The organism is Oceanibaculum pacificum (assembly GCF_001618175.1).
Classification (GTDB): domain Bacteria; phylum Pseudomonadota; class Alphaproteobacteria; order Oceanibaculales; family Oceanibaculaceae; genus Oceanibaculum; species Oceanibaculum pacificum.
This window is the reverse complement of the sequence record NZ_LPXN01000046.1, coordinates 38,488-53,144: the sequence shown is the minus strand read 5'-3', so window position 1 is coordinate 53,144 and position 14,657 is coordinate 38,488. Positions and strand designations below refer to the sequence as shown.

The following is a 14,657-nucleotide window of genomic DNA, read 5'->3' as shown; positions in this document are numbered from 1 at the left end:
GCGGAAGCATGGACCCCCGGCACAAGGCCGGGGGTGACGGTTTGTGTGGACGGCAAGGATAGCGGTCTCAACGGCGGTGATCAGGAAGGGCGCAAAGGGCGGCACCCGGGAGCGCCCGCCATTGCCGGACTTGACCGCCCTACTCCAGCAATTCCCAGCTCAATGGCGTGCCTCGGGCGATTGCGGTCTTGGCGCGGCGGCCCAGCACGGCGTCGAGATGCTTGGGGGCAAGGCCCAGGCCGGGACGGATGGAGCGGATATTGGCCGCCGTCAGCACCTCCCCGGCGGCGATGTCGGCGACGGCGTAGAGCGAGCGGCGATGGGCGCGCGCGCCGGCCTCGCTGGGGTTGAGATCGTAATCCACCGCCCCGCGCGCCTCCCAGGCGATGCGGCAATTGCGCACCAGCTCGGCCAGCTCCTCCGGCTCCAGGGAGAAGGCGGAATCCGGGCCGCCATCGGCGCGGCGCAGGGTGAAATGTTTCTCGATCAGCACCGCGCCCAGCGCCACGGCGGCGGCCGGCACGGCGGTGCCCATCGTGTGGTCCGACAGACCGATGGGCACGCCGAAGCGCGCCGCCATGTCGGGAATGGTCATCAAATTGCTCTCGCGCGGCGGGGTGGGGTAGCCCGACACGCAATGCAGCAGCACGATCTGCCTTGCCCCGGCCGCGCGGGCGGCGGCGACGGCCTCTTCCATCTCCGCTGGAATCGCCATGCCGGTGGAGATGATCAGCGGCTTGCCGGTCCGGGCCGCCAGCCGGATCAGCGGCAGATCGACGATCTCGAAGGAGGCGATCTTGTAGGCCGGCGCGCCCAGCCCCTCCAGCAGCTCGATGGCGGTCGGATCAAAGGGCGAGGAGAAGATCGCAATGCCGGATTCGCGGGCCTTGGCGAACAGTTTTTCGTGCCAGTCCCAGGGCGTATGCGCCTCCTGGTACAGCGCATGCAGCCGGCGGCCATTCCACAGCCCACCCTGGATGAGGAATTCCGGTCCGTCATGATCCAGCGTGATGGTGTCGGCGGTGTAGGTCTGCAACTTCACCGCGTCGGCCCCGGCGGCGGCGGCGGCCTCGATCAGCGCGAAAGCGCGGCCGATATCGCCATTATGGTTGCCCGACATTTCGGCGATGACATAGGGCGGATGGCCCGGCCCGATCGGCTGGCCGGCGATGCGGATGTCGCTCACCTGCCGCTCCCCCGTTCCGCCATATGAGCGAGGATCGCGGCAGCCGCCCGGTCCGCCCCGCCGGGCTGCATCAGCGCCAGCAAGGGCGATTCGCCCTGCCGGAGCGCCGCCCCGGCGGCCTCGGCCAGGGCCGTCGTCTCAAGGGCGTCGAAGGCGGTGACGCCCAGTTCACGCAGCGCCTGGATATTCAGCCGCTGATTATCCGCCAGCTCGGTCACCACCATCGGCAGGCCGGCCGCCGCCGCCTCCAGCACCGTCGAACCGGCGGCGCCGATATAGAGCGAGGCGCTGGCCATCAGCGCCACCATGTCGGCGCCATGATGCAGTTTCAGACGGCCATGCGACAGCCCGTCCGGCAGATGCGGTTCGGCATGCAGAGGGGAGATCACCATATCCGCCCGCAATTGCCCGTCCAGCGCCAGCAGCGAGGTTGCCACCGCGCCACCGATATGGCCGTCATCGGTGCCGCCGAAGGCGATCAGCGCGCGCGGCGGATCGGCCCGTTCCTGCCCGCGCAGGGCGAAGAAGGCGGGGTCTACCATCGCGTATTCCGGCCCCAGCAGCGACGGCGCGGCATAGTCCAGCCCGGCAGCGTAGAGATTGCCGTTCAGCACCAGATCGGCATCGATATCCCGGTCCGCCAGATCGTCGATCAGCACCCGGCAGGCGAAGAGATCGCGCCAGCCCCGCATCGTCTCGATCGGCAGGCGGTAGCTGTCGGCCACCAGCAGGGTCGCCGGCGGCAGCGCGGCCAGATCCTCCGGCCAGGCCTCCACCTCGAAGCCGGCGGCGAAGGCGAATTCCGCGCCGCTGGCTTCCGGCGTCAGCACCCGGCAGACCGCCCCCTGGCCGGCCAGCGCCGTCGCCAACACCAGGCACCGGCGCAGATGGCCGAGGCCGATTTCCGATCCGCAATCGGCAAGGATGATCGTGTCCATGGCGCTATTCTTCTTTGTGCTGGCCCTACCACCCCGATACTATTCCCGGATCGGGACCAGAGCATAGATAATGCACACTCCGCGGCAGCGCGAATCATGAACCAGGACGATAGCCGGCACGATCAGCTGCTCGCCATGCTGAACATGCCGCCGGGCAGCCGCATCGTGCTGTTCGGCGCCGGGTCGGCCGGGCAGCACGCCCATACCGTCCTGTCGCGCCATTTCCAGATCGTCGCCTTCACCGACAGCGACAGCGCCAAGCACGCCACGCGCGTGGCGGGCGTGCCCATCCTGCCGCTCGGCGACATCCCCGGCGGCGGCTACGATTTCATCGTCATCACCAGCATGTTCCAGCAGGAAATCATGGGCGTGCTGACCGGCCATTACGGCATGGCGCGCAGCCGCATCCGCCCGGCGCCGAAGCAGCTTTTCAAGGAAGGGCGGACCATTCCGTCCAGCGCCAACCTCACCCCGGCCGACTTCGACGCCGTGTTCGATGTGCTAGATTCCTGCAAGGTGCGCTACTTCGCCGACCACTCCTTCCTGCTGGGCCTGGCGCGGACCGGCGACTTCATTCCCTGGGAAATAGAGGTCGATCTCGCCATTGTCGGCGGCGAGGATGTGGCGTTGGAGAAGGCCGGGGCCATCTTGGCGAATGAGTTCGACTTCACCACGGTCTATTACAATAATGATTACGAGCTGTGGTCGAAATCCGATATCAACATGCTCAAATCCGCCTCGCAGCTGTTCGACGCGCATCGCAAGATCGTGCGCGGCGAGCATGTCTATTGGTGCGTCGGCCCGATCCTGCTGAAATTCCCGGAGCGCTATTACCGGGAGGTCGACTACATGAATTTCAAGGGCCGCAAGATTCCCGTGCCGATCGACCATGAAGCCTATCTGGCCGAGATGTATGGCGACTGGCGCACACCGAACGAGCATTGGAGCTATACCGATTACGGGAATATCGAGACCATATTCCCCAGCGGTTTCGTGAAATAGCTCAGCCCAGCGAGGCCGACAGAAGCCGGCGCACATCCGCCATATCTGCGGATCGCAGATTATTGCCGGCCCGCGCCGGATTGATCATCTGGCCGGCCAGCGGCTCCACCGTGGCGCGGCTGACGCCTGCCGCCGCCAACGCATCGGCCAGCCCCAGCCGCGCCAGCAGATCGTCCAGCGCCCGGCGCAGCCCCGCTATGTCGCCGAACCCCAGGGCCTGCGCGGCGCGGGCGATGCGGCCATCATCGGCCTCGACGTTATAGGCCAGCACGCCGGCCAGGAACGCCCCGCAGGCCAGGCCGTGCGGCACGCCCAGCACGGCGGTCAGCGGATAGGACATGGAATGCACCAGTGCGGTGCGGGTCTGGGCAATCGCCATGCCGGCCAGCAGGCTCGCCTCCAGCATCGCCGCGCGGCCAGCCAGGGCGCGGGGCTGCTCCACCACCATCGGCAGATGCCGGAACAGCAGCCGCAGGGCTTGCAGCGCAAAACCGTCCGAAAGGTTGCTGGCGTTTACGTTCCACAACGCCTCGAAGGCGTGCGACAGCGCATCCAGGCCGGAGGCGATCGTCGTGGCGCGCGGCAGGCCCAGCGTCAGCTCCGCATCCAGGATCACGCCGCGCGGAATCAGCAGGTCGCTTTGCAGGGAATGCTTTTGCCGCGCCGCCTTGTCCCAGATGGTGGCGAAGGGCGTCACCTCCGCGCCGGTGCCCGCCGTGGTGGGCACCGCCAGGATCGGCAGCGGACCGTGCTTCGGCAATTTCTTGCCGCCGCGAAAATGTGCATCGAACCCCCAGCCCGGCGCGGGCAGCGCCACCGCCAGGCCCTTGGCGGTGTCGATCGCGCTACCGCCGCCGACCGCCAGGATCAGCGCCGCCCTGGCCTCGCGCAGCATCGGCAGCACCGCGTCCAGCGCATCGATATCGGGGTTGGGTTCAACCTCGTCGAACGCCGCCACCTCGACCCCCGGGAGCAGCCCGCAGACCTGCCCGACGATGCCGCGCCGCCGCCAGCCCTGGCTGGTGACCAGCAGCACCCGCTCCTCGGTCAGCAGTTCGCCCAGGCGCGAGAGGCTGCCGGGGCCGACGATCAGCCGGCCCGGCGCCTGCCAGTCCCAGGCGATCATTCGGCGGTCCCCAGATGGCGCATCAGCAGGTCGATATTCTCGCGCGGGCCGATCTTCGGCCGTCCCAGATCCGCGCGCGCGCCCTTGGCGACCCATAGGTCGATCAGCGACGGGCCGGTCTGGTGCGAGCCCAGCAGGGCCGCGATCTCCGCTTCCGTCTCCGCCCGGTCGGCATGGCGATAGCCGCAGGCCAGCGCGATCTGCGGAAAGTCGACATGGAAACCCAGGCTGGGCTGGCCGCCGACGGAATCATGCGCGCCGTTATTCACGATCACATGCAGCAGATTATCCGGGGCGAGTGCGCCGATATTGGACAGGCCGCCCAGATGCATCAGCGCCGCGCCATCGCCATCCAGGCAGATCACCCGCCGCTCCGGTTGCGCCAGGGCCAGCGACAGCGCCAGGCTCATCGCGTGGCCCATTGAGCCGACCATCATGAAATCCTGCGCATGGCCCTTGCCCGAAGCGACCCGCAGATCGTGCAGCTCGCGCGAGATCATGCCGGTGGTGCCGACCACCAGATCGTCCGGCCGCAGATTGTCCAGCACCAGCTTCAGCGCCGCCTCGCGCGCCAAGGGCGGCTGCACCGGGCTGGCCGGCTTCGGCCCGTCATAGGCGGCGAAGAGACCATTATGCACCAGGATCGCCACCGGGCCGAGACGCCCCACCGCCTTCGCCAGCGCCGCCGCGACGAGGCCGGGAATATCGTCCAGATGGTCCTGCAGCACCCACCAGGGAATCTCCATCGCGTCGAGCAGCGGCGGGGTCAGGCGGCCCTGCTTCAGATGCTGCGGCTCGTCCTTCAGGCCGGGAGCGCCGCGCCAGCCGACGATCAGCAGCAGCGGCACGCCATAGATTTCGGCGTCGGCCAGCGACAGCAGCGGGTTGATCGCATTGCCCAGCCCGGAATTCTGCAGATAGACCGCCGGCACATGCCCGGTGCCGATATAATGGCCGGCCGCCATCCCGACGGCCGCCCCCTCATTGGCGGCGATGATGTGACGGCCCGCCGGCAGAGCGGCATCCACCGCCCAGCAGAAATCCTTCAGCACCGAATCCGGCACGCCGGCAAAGAAATCCACCCCCGCCGCCAGCAGCGGGTCCAGGAAATCCTGCGGGTTCAGCTTCGTCATTTCGTGCCGGGAATAAGGGCCAGCGTGTCCTTGATCGACATGATCTTATCGTCCACCTCCAGCGAGCGTCCATGCGTCAGTATCGATGTCGCGGTCTCCCACATCGCCGGGTAGGCGCTGCGGATCAGATGGTTGGCGTAGATCGTCACCTGCACGCCGGCCGCCGCCAGCTCGTCCTCGGTGATCGAATTATAGGTCGTCGGCACGGCGAACAGCACCGCCTTCTGCGGAAATTCGGCATAGCGGCGGCAGAATTCCAGCACCTCGTCCGGCTGTTTGGCCCGGCTATGGATCAGGATGCCATCCGCCCCGGCCTCGATATAGGCCTTGGCGCGGGCCAGCGCATCCTCCATGCCCTGCCCCAGGATCAAGCTCTCGATGCGCGCGACGATCATGAAATCGTCGGTCACCTGGGCCTTCTTGCCCATCGATATCTTGTTGCAGAAACCCTCGATGCTGTCCTGAAGCTGGTCGACCTCGGTCCCGAACAGCGAGTTCTTCTTCAGCCCCACCTTGTCCTCGATGACCACGGCGGAGATGCCGAGGCGCTCCAGCGTGCGCACGGTGAAGGCGAAGACCTCCGGCTGGCCACCGGTATCGCCGTCGAACACGATGGGCTTGGTGGAAACCTCCAGCACGTCGTTGATCATGCTCAGCCGCGCGGTCAAATCGACTGCCTCGATGTCCGGTTTCCCCTTGGAGACAGATTCAGTCAGGCTAGATCCCCACATGCCGTCGAATTCGCGCGGCCCCTTGTCGCTCGGCACCTGGGCATGCTCGACGATCAGGCTGGTGATGCCGTTATGCACCTCCATCAGCCGCACGATCGGCTTGGCCTCGATCAGCCGGCGCAGCCGGCGCTGGCGGATTTCCGGCGTGGTGCCGATCTCGCGCAGCACCCGGTTCAATTGGGTGGAGGAAATGCCCTGGGTGTAGGGCACGTCGACCACCTCGCCGCCCCATTCCTTCATCGCGTCGATGATGCGCTGGCGCACCGTGGCCTGAACGCCGGTCTTCCAGTCGTCGCCATGCACGACGTAATCGGGTTTCAGCTCGCGCAGGTTCGGCACGTAATCGAGCGTGCGCTGCGGCACGACGCGCGCCACGCCCTTGATGTTCTCGACCACCACCAGGCGCTGCTCGTAGGTCATGTAGGGTAGCCGCTTGTAGCTGGCGATGGCCTCGTCGGTCAGCAGCCCGACCGTCACCTCGCCCAGCTCCGCCGCCTTTTTCAGGATATTGAGGTGACCGGGATGCACCAGGTCCGCGCTCATGCCGACATATACCGTTTTGGTCATCTGCAACTCCATCCGTTCTGGTGCAGCCGTCTGGATATCCGACGATAAATTATTGCCGAGAATATACTATCTCGGGCGGGCTGTGTATTTTGACTGGGAAAAGCGGACGCCGATCCGCAGAGCATAAAAGGGCGCGCGCGTGCCGGCAATCGACGGGGACACACGAAGCTTCTGGCGGGGCCGACGGGTACTTATAACCGGCGATACCGGCTTCATCGGCGGCTGGCTGTCACTCGCCTTGCACGAGCTTGGCGCAGAGGTGACGGGGCTGAGCCTGCCGCCGCCCACCACGCCGTCACTGTTCGAGACGGCGGCGCTGTCGACGCGCATCGCCCATCGCCATGCCGACCTGCGCGACCTGGAGGCAACCTTCGCCGCCCTGGCCGATGCCCGGCCGGAAATTGTCCTGCATCTGGCGGCACAGCCCCTGGTGCGCGCCGCACGGCACGATCCGGTGGACACCTTCGCCAGCAACGTCATGGGCACAGTGCATCTGCTGGAAGCCGCCCGGCGCACCGGTAGCGTGCGCGGCATCGTCGCCTTCACCACCGACAAGGTGTATCGCAACCACGAAACCATGCAGGCCTACCGGGAGGGCGACGCGCTGGGCGGTCTCGAACCCTACAGCGCCAGCAAGGTCGGCAGCGAGCAGGCCATCGATTCCTATCGCCAGGCCTATTTCGGAGAATCCGGTCGGCGCCTCGCCATCGCAACCCTCCGCGCCGGCAATGTCATCGGCGGCGGCGACTGGGCGGCGGACCGGCTGGTGCCCGATGCGATCCGCGCTTTCTCCAACCGGCAGGCGCTGATCATACGCCGTCCCGATGCCGTGCGCCCCTGGCAGCATGTGCTGGAAGCGGTGGGCGCCACGCTGCTGCTGGGCCGGCTGACGCTGGAGCAGCCGGGGCTGGCCGACCAGGCCTGGAATTTCGGCCCCGCCGAGGGCGACAGCCGGCCGGTCGGCTGGGTAGCCGACCGTCTCGCCGCGCATTGGCCGGGCGCAAGCTGGCGGCACATTCCCGACGAGGGTGGCTACGAGGCCGGACTGCTGGCAATCGACAGCGGCAAGGCGCGAGAACTGCTCGGCTGGGCTCCGCGCTGGGACGTTGAAACCGCGCTGGACCGCACCGTCGCGTGGTATCGACGTTGGCATGCGGGTGAGGACGCCTCCGCGCTGACGGCAGCACAGATGCGCGACTATGGCATCGTAGGGGGATGAGGGGATGAGCAATACAGAGGCGCAGAAACCTGTCAGGCTGCTATTGGCTTGCATGCCAAAAAGCGGCTCCACCTACCTATCGGCGCTGATCGCGCGCCTGCCCGGCATGCGCAAAGCGATCCTGGTGCCGGGCTTCGACCGCCGCGAGCAGGAGCTGAGCGAAAAACGGCTCGATGAAGAGGCTTATAAGGAAGGGCTGATGCGCTATCTGTGGCGTACTGGCCAGTTGAGCGATCCGCAGCGCCCCGTCGGCTATGTCAGCCAAATGCATCTGCGCAATTCTCTGCCGACCCGGATGCTGATCGAGCGTCACGATCTGCGCGTCGTTGTGCAGATACGGAACATCTTCGACATCATGGTCAGCATCCGCGACCATCTGTTGAACGAATCGCTGATCAGCTCAGGAGCCTACGCGACCGAGGAGATGAAGGGCTGGCCGGATGACAGGCTGTTCGGCTTCATCGCCGACATGGTCATGCCCTGGTATTTCAACTTCTATCTGGGCTGGCTGGAGTATCCGGACCGGCTGACCATCTCCTACGAGGCGTTGCTGAAGGACAGGGCTGACACTCTGCGCACCATCGCCTCCTATGCCGGAATTCCGGTCAGCGATGCCGAGATTCTCGCCGCCATCGAGAAGACGGAGGCCGCGCGCACCCGCAAGAACGCAGCCGTCACCGGGCGTGGAATCGCTGTACCCGAATCCGCTAAACAGAGAGTATGGGACTTCGCCGCCTACTATCCTCATGTCGATTTTTCCCCTCTAGGCCTGTAGCAGCGGGTCGATGGACGACAAACCTCACATCCTGGTCTGCGGCGCCGGCTCCATCGGCCGGCGGCATATCGCCAACCTCCAGCGCCTGGGCGCGCCGGTGATCGCCTGGCGGGAACGCGCGGAGCTGGTGGGCGATCTGGCGCGGGAGTTCGGCATCGACACCGTGACGAATTTCGAACCGGCGCTCGATGCAGCCCGCGCAATCGTCGTCGCCACCGCGACCGACCGGCACATGCCCCTGGCCCTGGCCGCCATGCGCCGGGGCAAACCGCTGTTCCTGGAGAAGCCGGTCTCGCATGATCGCGAGGATGTCGATTCGCTGGAAAGACTGGCGGCCGGGCAGATCGTGGAAATCGGCTGCCAGCTGCGCGCCCACCCCAATCTGGCGCGGCTGCGCCGGGAGCTGGGCGATGGCGCGGTCGCGGGCTATCGGCTGGCGATGGGCCAGCGGCTGGATGAATGGCGGCCCGGCAGCGACTACCGGGCCGGCTACAGCGCCCAGTCAGCCCGCGGTGGCGGGGCGCTGTCAGATCTGATCCACCAGATCGACCTGGCGCTCTGGCTGTTCGGCCCGGTCCGGCAGGTCGCCGCGATGCTGGACCGGCGCGGGCCGCTGGAGATCGCGGGCGACGATTTTAGCAATCTGCTGCTGCGGCACGACAGCGGCGTCGTCGGCCATATCCAGCTCGACATGCTCGCCCCCGCCTATCGCGGCGAGGCGGAGATCGTGACCGCCGACCATATCTACCGCTGGTCGCTGCGCGATGGGGTGCTGAGCCGCGCCCAAGGCGACAATGTCGATGTCATCGACAGCACGCCGGAGACGTTTCAGCGCAACGATCTGTTCCTGTCCCACATGCGCCATTTCCTGGCCCGGCTGGACGACCCCGCCCTGCCCGCTTTGTGTTCGCTGGCGGACGGCATCTCGGCCTTGGATATCGTGCTGGCGGCCCGGCGGTCGCAGGCGGAAAATCGCTTCGTAACCTTGGAGAAGCCATGATGACAGGGCTTTGCGTCATATCCGCGCGCGGCGGCAGCCGGGGCGTGCCGGGCAAGAATATCCGCCCGCTGCTGGGCCGGCCGATGATCGCCTGGTCCGTCGAGCAGGCGCTGGCGACGCCGGAGATCGACCGCGTCGTGGTCTCCACCGATTCGGAGGAGATTGCCGCCGCCGCCCGCGCCGCCGGGGCGGAAACGCCGTTCACGCGGCCGCCGGAGCTGGCGACTTCCGAAGCCGGTAAATTCGCCGTGTTCCAGCACGCGCTGGCAGCCTGCGAGGATCACTATGGCGAGGAATACGAATTCTTCCTCGACCTCGACTGCACTAACCCGCTGCGCGACACAGCCGATATCTCGGCCGCCATCGCCCAGTTCCGCGCCCGGCGGCCATACGGGGTGGATGGCGTCTTCGCCATCTGCGAGGCCCGCAAGAACCCCTATTTCAACATGGTGGAGCCGGACGCGACCGGCGCGCTGAAGCTCTCCAAGACGCTGCCCGGCACGGTGGTGCGCCGGCAGGACGCGCCGCCGGTCTATGAGCATGTCGCCAGCATCTACATCATGACGCCGGACTATGTGCGCCAGGCCGGCTACCTGCTGGACGGTCATATGGAGGGCTACGATATCGGCCCGGAAAAGAGCTTCGACGTCGATTCCGAGCTGGATTTCGCCATCATCGAATTCCTGATGAAACGCAAGCTGGGGATAGCGCCATGAGCCTGCGCACCGATATCGACGGCAAGCGCGTCCTGCTGCTGGGGGCCTGCGGCGTGCTGGGGCGGCGGCATGCCGCCATCCTGGCCGAGCATGGCGCGCGCCTCGCCATCGCCGACCGTCCCGGCAGCGACGTGATGGCGCTGGCCGCCGAACTGGGGGCGCACGGCATCGAGATCGACGCGACCGACGAGGCGGCGATGGTCGCCGGCGTGGCGGCGGCGGTGGGTGCCCTGGGCGGGTTGGACGGCGCGATCTTCAACGCCGCCGTCACCGGCGAGGCGCTGGCCCGGCAGGGCGGCGACCCGTTCCCGCCCTTCGAGGAGTATCCGCTCTCGCTATGGCAGACGACGATGGATGTGAATCTGACCGGCGCCTTCCTGTTCGCGCGGGAGGCCGGGCGCGCGCTGAAGGCGCAGGGCGGCGGCAGCCTGATCAACGTCGCCAGCATTTATGGCATCGTCGGCCCCGACCATCGCATCTATGACGGCCAGCCGTTCAAATCCTTCCCCGGCTATGCCGCCTCAAAGGCCGGCCTGATCGGCCTGACGCGCTGGCTGGCGACCTGGTGGGCGGAAAGCCAGGTGCGGGTGAATTCAGTCTCCCCCGGCGGGGTCTATAACGGCCACGATGCCCGCTTCGCCGAGGCCTATGGCAACCGCACGCCGATGGGCCGCATGGCCGACAAGGATGAAATCACCGGCATACTGATCTACCTTCTGAGCGATTCCTCGCGCTACTGCACGGGGCAGAATTTCGCGATAGATGGCGGCCTGACCGCCTGGTAGGAAGCCTGCGAGGATATCCCGATGTTCGATGCGTGTGAGATTTGCGGCGATACCGGCTGGAGCGTGGTCTATGAAGGCCGCATCCGCGCCGGCGGCTTCGGGCAGACTTACGAGGCTGGCCGGGTCGGGCGCTGCGGCGGCTGCGGCGTCGAGCGGCTGGACGAGGCCTGCTCGATAGATTCCGCCGCCTATGAAAGCGAGGCCTACAGGGCAGCCCTCGGCCAGGGCCTCAGCACCGAGGCCTTCTTCGCCCATGCCGATCCCACCCAGTTGCAGAATCTGACCGCGCTCTGGCCGCTGTCGCTGCGCGGCAAGATTCTGGCCGATATCGGCTGCGGCGCCGGCAGCTTCCTCGATCATGTCAGCGGGCTGGCGGCGGAGATCATCGCCATCGAACCCACGCCGCTCTATCGCGACTCGCTGGGCCAGCGCGGCTATGCGCATTTCGCCTATGCCTCGGACGCGGCGGCGGCGCGGCCGGCCAGCGTGGATATCGCCGTCACTTTCCAGGTCATCGAGCATGTATCCGACCCTGTCGGCTTCCTGCGCGACATCCATGCGCTGCTGAAGCCTGGCGGCGAGATCGTCATCGCCACGCCAAACCGCGCCGATATCCTGATGACGCTGCTGCCGGACGAATTTCCCGCCTTTTATTATCGCCAGGTCCATCGCTGGTATTTCGCCGCCGACAGCCTGCGCCTCTGCGCCGAAAAGGCCGGTTTCACCGTGAATGAAGAACGTTTCGTGCATGGCTTCGGCATGGCCAATGCGCTGTCCTGGCTGCGCGACCGCAAGCCGACCGGCCACCGCACGCTGCCGGGCATCGACCGCACCGCCGACAGCCAGTGGCGCGCCTATTTGGAGGCGACCGGCCAGGCGGATACGCTGTATCTACGGGCGCGCCGCCCGCTCTGACGCCGCCAGCAGGGCCCGCACCCGCAGCGACATGCGGTCCAGGAAATCGTCAGGCGACAGCGCCATCACCGCCTCGAATACGCTGTCGCCACCGCAATAACCGCGCCGGTGCAGGATCTGCGTGAACAGGAAATTCCGCAGGATATCGTGATACCCCATCATGAAGACGAAATCGGGGTCGTGATCGGGGAAATCCTCGGGCTTCAGATAGCCGCTGTAATGGATGTCCTTCCCCAGGAAGAAGTCGCTGTTATAGACCCGCACCGCGGCCGGGCGGAATCGCAGCACATCGTAGAGGATGCGCGGTATCGCATAGGCCGTCAGCCCGTAGAATCCGCGAAACCCGTAATGCTTGCGCACCGGCAGCACGCCGCGATAGCGCGCGGCCGCCGCCTTGTAGCCGGTCGGATGCAGCACGACGCAGTCCAACGGCCGGACCCGCAACAGACTCAGAATCCGGTCCCGGTTCTTCTCCTCGAAAGCGAAATTATAATAGGCGATGTCGGTGCGGCGGCCGGTATAAGCGGCGCGGGCCTCGATGGCGTCGGGATTCAGGTAATTGGTGCGGATCACCACATCGGCGGCATCAATCTCCGCCCCCATTTCCAGACCGGTATTAGCCGCGCCGACAATCGCCACCCGGCGACCCTCGATCAGCGTGCGAAACGCCCGGTCGGCAGGCACGGAGCGCCAGAGGCAGGCGGCCTCCTCCGGCCGGCCATCGAGCAGCGCCGCCCCGGCTGCCATCTCCGCCGCTTCCTCGGATGGCTGGCCGGCCAGCAGGCTATAGGCCACCGCATAATCGCCCTGGTCGATGCAGGCCGCCGCCAGATCGAGCCGCTGGCGGGCAGTGCCGCCCTGCGCCGCATCCTCCCGGCTGCGCCGCACAGCGATCCGCTTCGCCGCATAGGCCGCCCGCAACTGGCCCAGATTGAACAGCCGCATGTAGGCGGCCTGCCACCAGCCGGCTGGGCGTTCCCGGTCCGTCGCGCCGTCGGCCAGTGCATCGCGCAGCGCCTCTTCCGTCAAGGCATCCGCCGGCGCGTCGAGCAGTACGCCCGATCGTCCTGGGTAAAGCGCCGCCACATCCCGCCAGTCGCCGGTCATTACGCTGATGCGCATCAGGCGGGTCTGCCAGGCCGGGCGATTGCCGCTGCGCCGGATCGCCGCCGCATAGGCCGCCCCCGCCGCCTCCCAGTGCCGCAGACGCTCCAGCGCCCGGCCCAGGCGGTAGAACCAGTTCGGCACCGTCCCGCCGGCATCGATGGCGGCGCGATAGGCGCGGGCCGCCAGTTCCCACTCCTGCAAGGCGTCGGCGACGAAGCCGAGGCGATAATGCCGAATCGGCGTGCCGGGGGCGATTTCCACCGCCTGAGCATAGGCATCCCTGGCGCCGGCCAGATCGTTCAGTTTTTCCCGCGCATAGCCGAGGCGGAAAGCCGAATCCGCCGCCGCCTCGTCGGTCTCGGACGGCAAGGCCGCCAGATAGGCCTCGGCGGCACCACGCCAGTCCCTGGCGCGCTGCCGCCGCCGCCCCCGCCAGTACAGCGTCGGCCTATTGTCCGGCATCGACGGCCATTGGCTGCCGCGCCCCGACGGAGATCAGCGCCGCCGCAATCTCCTCGGGCGGGGCGGCCAGAATAGGCTGGAGCGCGTCGCGCTGCCGGCCGTGGCGTTCCAGCACGCGCGCCGACGGGTTGCCGCGCAGCACCTTGCCGTAATTGGCATGGATGAAGCGGAAGAAAGACAGCTTGACGGCATCCAGCGCCACCTGCCGGGACACGCCGTCGCGCGGGGCCGCCAGATCAGCGACCAGCCCGGCCGCGACATCGAGATGGGTGGAAAAGGCGGGGTCGATAATCATGTCGAGCCACTGCGCCCCGGTTTTCGATTCTTGTGTCGGATGCATCTCGCGCATCCCGTAGAAACCGTCCAGCGCCCGATAGCCGCCCTGCGCCAGCAGGCTTGACGACAGCACCAGTTCCGCCAGGCGCGGCCAGAAATTGAACGCCTGCACGCCCTCGCCATAGGCGGTGCGGATGGCCGCCGTGCGATAGACCGAATAGAAGGTCGGCCGGTATTGCGTCATATGTGCATCGATCCGCTGCAAGGCGGTCGGCCCCTGCACATCATGCGAGACATGCACCCGCAGCGCCGGCCCCTTGGCCGGATTGGCGGTAAAGACGATCATCGGCCCGCCGCAGGCCACGGCATCGGGATCGGCCTCCAGGCACGCCACCGCCTCGCGCACCTTGGAGGGAAAGACGAAATCATCGTCGGCGCACATCAGGCAATAGGTCGTCTCCAGCGTCATCAGCGCCATGCCGACCCTGAGGCCCGGCGTCACCGACGAATCGTAGCGCTGGTGCCGCACCGTCAGCCCCTCGGCATGGCGGGCGATGATAGCCGCATTGGCCTCCGCCCCCGGCGCCTCGCTGCCGTCGGCGACCAGAATCGGCATGTCGAAGCCGCTGGCCCGCGCATAATCGAAGAACCGGGCCAGGAAATGCGCCCGGTTATAGGTGGGAAGAATCAGCGTCAGATCCTGCGCGGCAGCACGCATC

General features: G+C 67.0%; 14 protein-coding genes. 7 read left to right on the top strand and 7 right to left on the bottom strand.

Going from position 1 to position 14,657, the window contains the following annotated elements; translation table 11 throughout:
* Positions 1-139: 139 nt before the first annotated feature.
* A complete protein-coding gene (gene pseI / locus AUP43_RS04020; protein WP_322096366.1) occupies positions 140-1,186 on the bottom strand; it encodes a pseudaminic acid synthase in 1,047 nt (348 codons plus the stop codon).
* Positions 1,183-2,124, bottom strand: a complete 942-nt coding sequence (locus AUP43_RS04015) for a PseG/SpsG family protein (protein ID WP_067552995.1) — start codon at positions 2,122-2,124, stop codon at positions 1,183-1,185. The genes pseI and AUP43_RS04015 overlap by 4 nt, the downstream gene beginning before the upstream one ends.
* Before the next feature lie 96 nt (positions 2,125-2,220).
* Here AUP43_RS04015 and AUP43_RS04010 point away from each other — a divergent pair, with 96 nt between their 5' ends.
* Complete coding sequence (locus tag AUP43_RS04010; RefSeq protein ID WP_067552993.1) at positions 2,221-3,126, top strand: nucleoside-diphosphate sugar epimerase/dehydratase; 906 nt, start codon at positions 2,221-2,223, stop codon at positions 3,124-3,126.
* A gap of 1 nt (position 3,127) precedes the next feature.
* Here AUP43_RS04010 and AUP43_RS04005 read toward each other — a convergent pair whose 3' ends face one another.
* Genes AUP43_RS04005 through aepX form a run of 3 tightly spaced genes read right to left on the bottom strand, consistent with a single transcriptional unit; the run spans position 3,128 to position 6,683 of the window.
* On the bottom strand, positions 3,128-4,252 hold the full coding sequence (locus AUP43_RS04005; RefSeq protein WP_067552991.1) for a phosphonoacetaldehyde reductase: 1,125 nt from the start codon (positions 4,250-4,252) through the stop codon (positions 3,128-3,130).
* Positions 4,249-5,385 (bottom strand): phosphonopyruvate decarboxylase, encoded by a 1,137-nt coding sequence (gene aepY / locus AUP43_RS04000; RefSeq protein ID WP_067552989.1) that lies wholly within the window; start codon positions 5,383-5,385, stop codon positions 4,249-4,251. Before aepY ends, AUP43_RS04005 begins: the two co-directional genes overlap by 4 nt.
* Complete coding sequence (gene aepX, locus AUP43_RS03995) at positions 5,382-6,683, bottom strand: phosphoenolpyruvate mutase (RefSeq protein WP_067553003.1); 1,302 nt, start codon at positions 6,681-6,683, stop codon at positions 5,382-5,384. Before aepX ends, aepY begins: the two co-directional genes overlap by 4 nt.
* A 139-nt stretch (positions 6,684-6,822) precedes the next feature.
* Between aepX and rfbG the strand changes: the two genes are divergently transcribed.
* The 6 genes from rfbG to AUP43_RS03965 are packed head-to-tail and all read left to right on the top strand — an operon-like array spanning position 6,823 to position 12,093.
* The gene (rfbG, locus tag AUP43_RS03990; protein WP_084462552.1) at positions 6,823-7,902 is read left to right on the top strand and encodes a CDP-glucose 4,6-dehydratase; all 1,080 of its coding nucleotides are present in this window, start codon (positions 6,823-6,825) and stop codon (positions 7,900-7,902) included.
* Between the two features lie 4 nt (positions 7,903-7,906).
* Positions 7,907-8,677, top strand: coding sequence for a sulfotransferase domain-containing protein (locus AUP43_RS03985; RefSeq protein WP_084462551.1), 771 nt, complete (start codon positions 7,907-7,909; stop codon positions 8,675-8,677).
* A 10-nt stretch (positions 8,678-8,687) separates the two neighbouring features.
* The gene (locus AUP43_RS03980) at positions 8,688-9,677 is read left to right on the top strand and encodes a Gfo/Idh/MocA family protein (protein ID WP_067552985.1); all 990 of its coding nucleotides are present in this window, start codon (positions 8,688-8,690) and stop codon (positions 9,675-9,677) included.
* Positions 9,674-10,393, top strand: a complete 720-nt coding sequence (locus AUP43_RS03975) for an acylneuraminate cytidylyltransferase family protein (protein ID WP_198154818.1) — start codon at positions 9,674-9,676, stop codon at positions 10,391-10,393. Before AUP43_RS03980 ends, AUP43_RS03975 begins: the two co-directional genes overlap by 4 nt.
* The gene (locus AUP43_RS03970; RefSeq protein ID WP_067552981.1) at positions 10,390-11,178 is read left to right on the top strand and encodes an SDR family oxidoreductase; all 789 of its coding nucleotides are present in this window, start codon (positions 10,390-10,392) and stop codon (positions 11,176-11,178) included. The genes AUP43_RS03975 and AUP43_RS03970 overlap by 4 nt, the downstream gene beginning before the upstream one ends.
* A 21-nt stretch (positions 11,179-11,199) precedes the next feature.
* The gene (locus AUP43_RS03965) at positions 11,200-12,093 is read left to right on the top strand and encodes a class I SAM-dependent methyltransferase (RefSeq protein WP_067552979.1); all 894 of its coding nucleotides are present in this window, start codon (positions 11,200-11,202) and stop codon (positions 12,091-12,093) included.
* Here the strand turns inward: AUP43_RS03965 and AUP43_RS03960 are convergent.
* Together AUP43_RS03960 and AUP43_RS03955 are read right to left on the bottom strand one after the other, a co-directional pair.
* Positions 12,070-13,662 (bottom strand): glycosyltransferase family 29 protein, encoded by a 1,593-nt coding sequence (locus tag AUP43_RS03960; RefSeq protein ID WP_067552977.1) that lies wholly within the window; start codon positions 13,660-13,662, stop codon positions 12,070-12,072. The genes AUP43_RS03965 and AUP43_RS03960 overlap by 24 nt on opposite strands.
* Positions 13,649-14,656, bottom strand: a complete 1,008-nt coding sequence (locus tag AUP43_RS03955) for a TIGR00180 family glycosyltransferase (protein WP_067552975.1) — start codon at positions 14,654-14,656, stop codon at positions 13,649-13,651. The genes AUP43_RS03960 and AUP43_RS03955 overlap by 14 nt, the downstream gene beginning before the upstream one ends.
* Position 14,657: the final 1 nt, after the last annotated feature.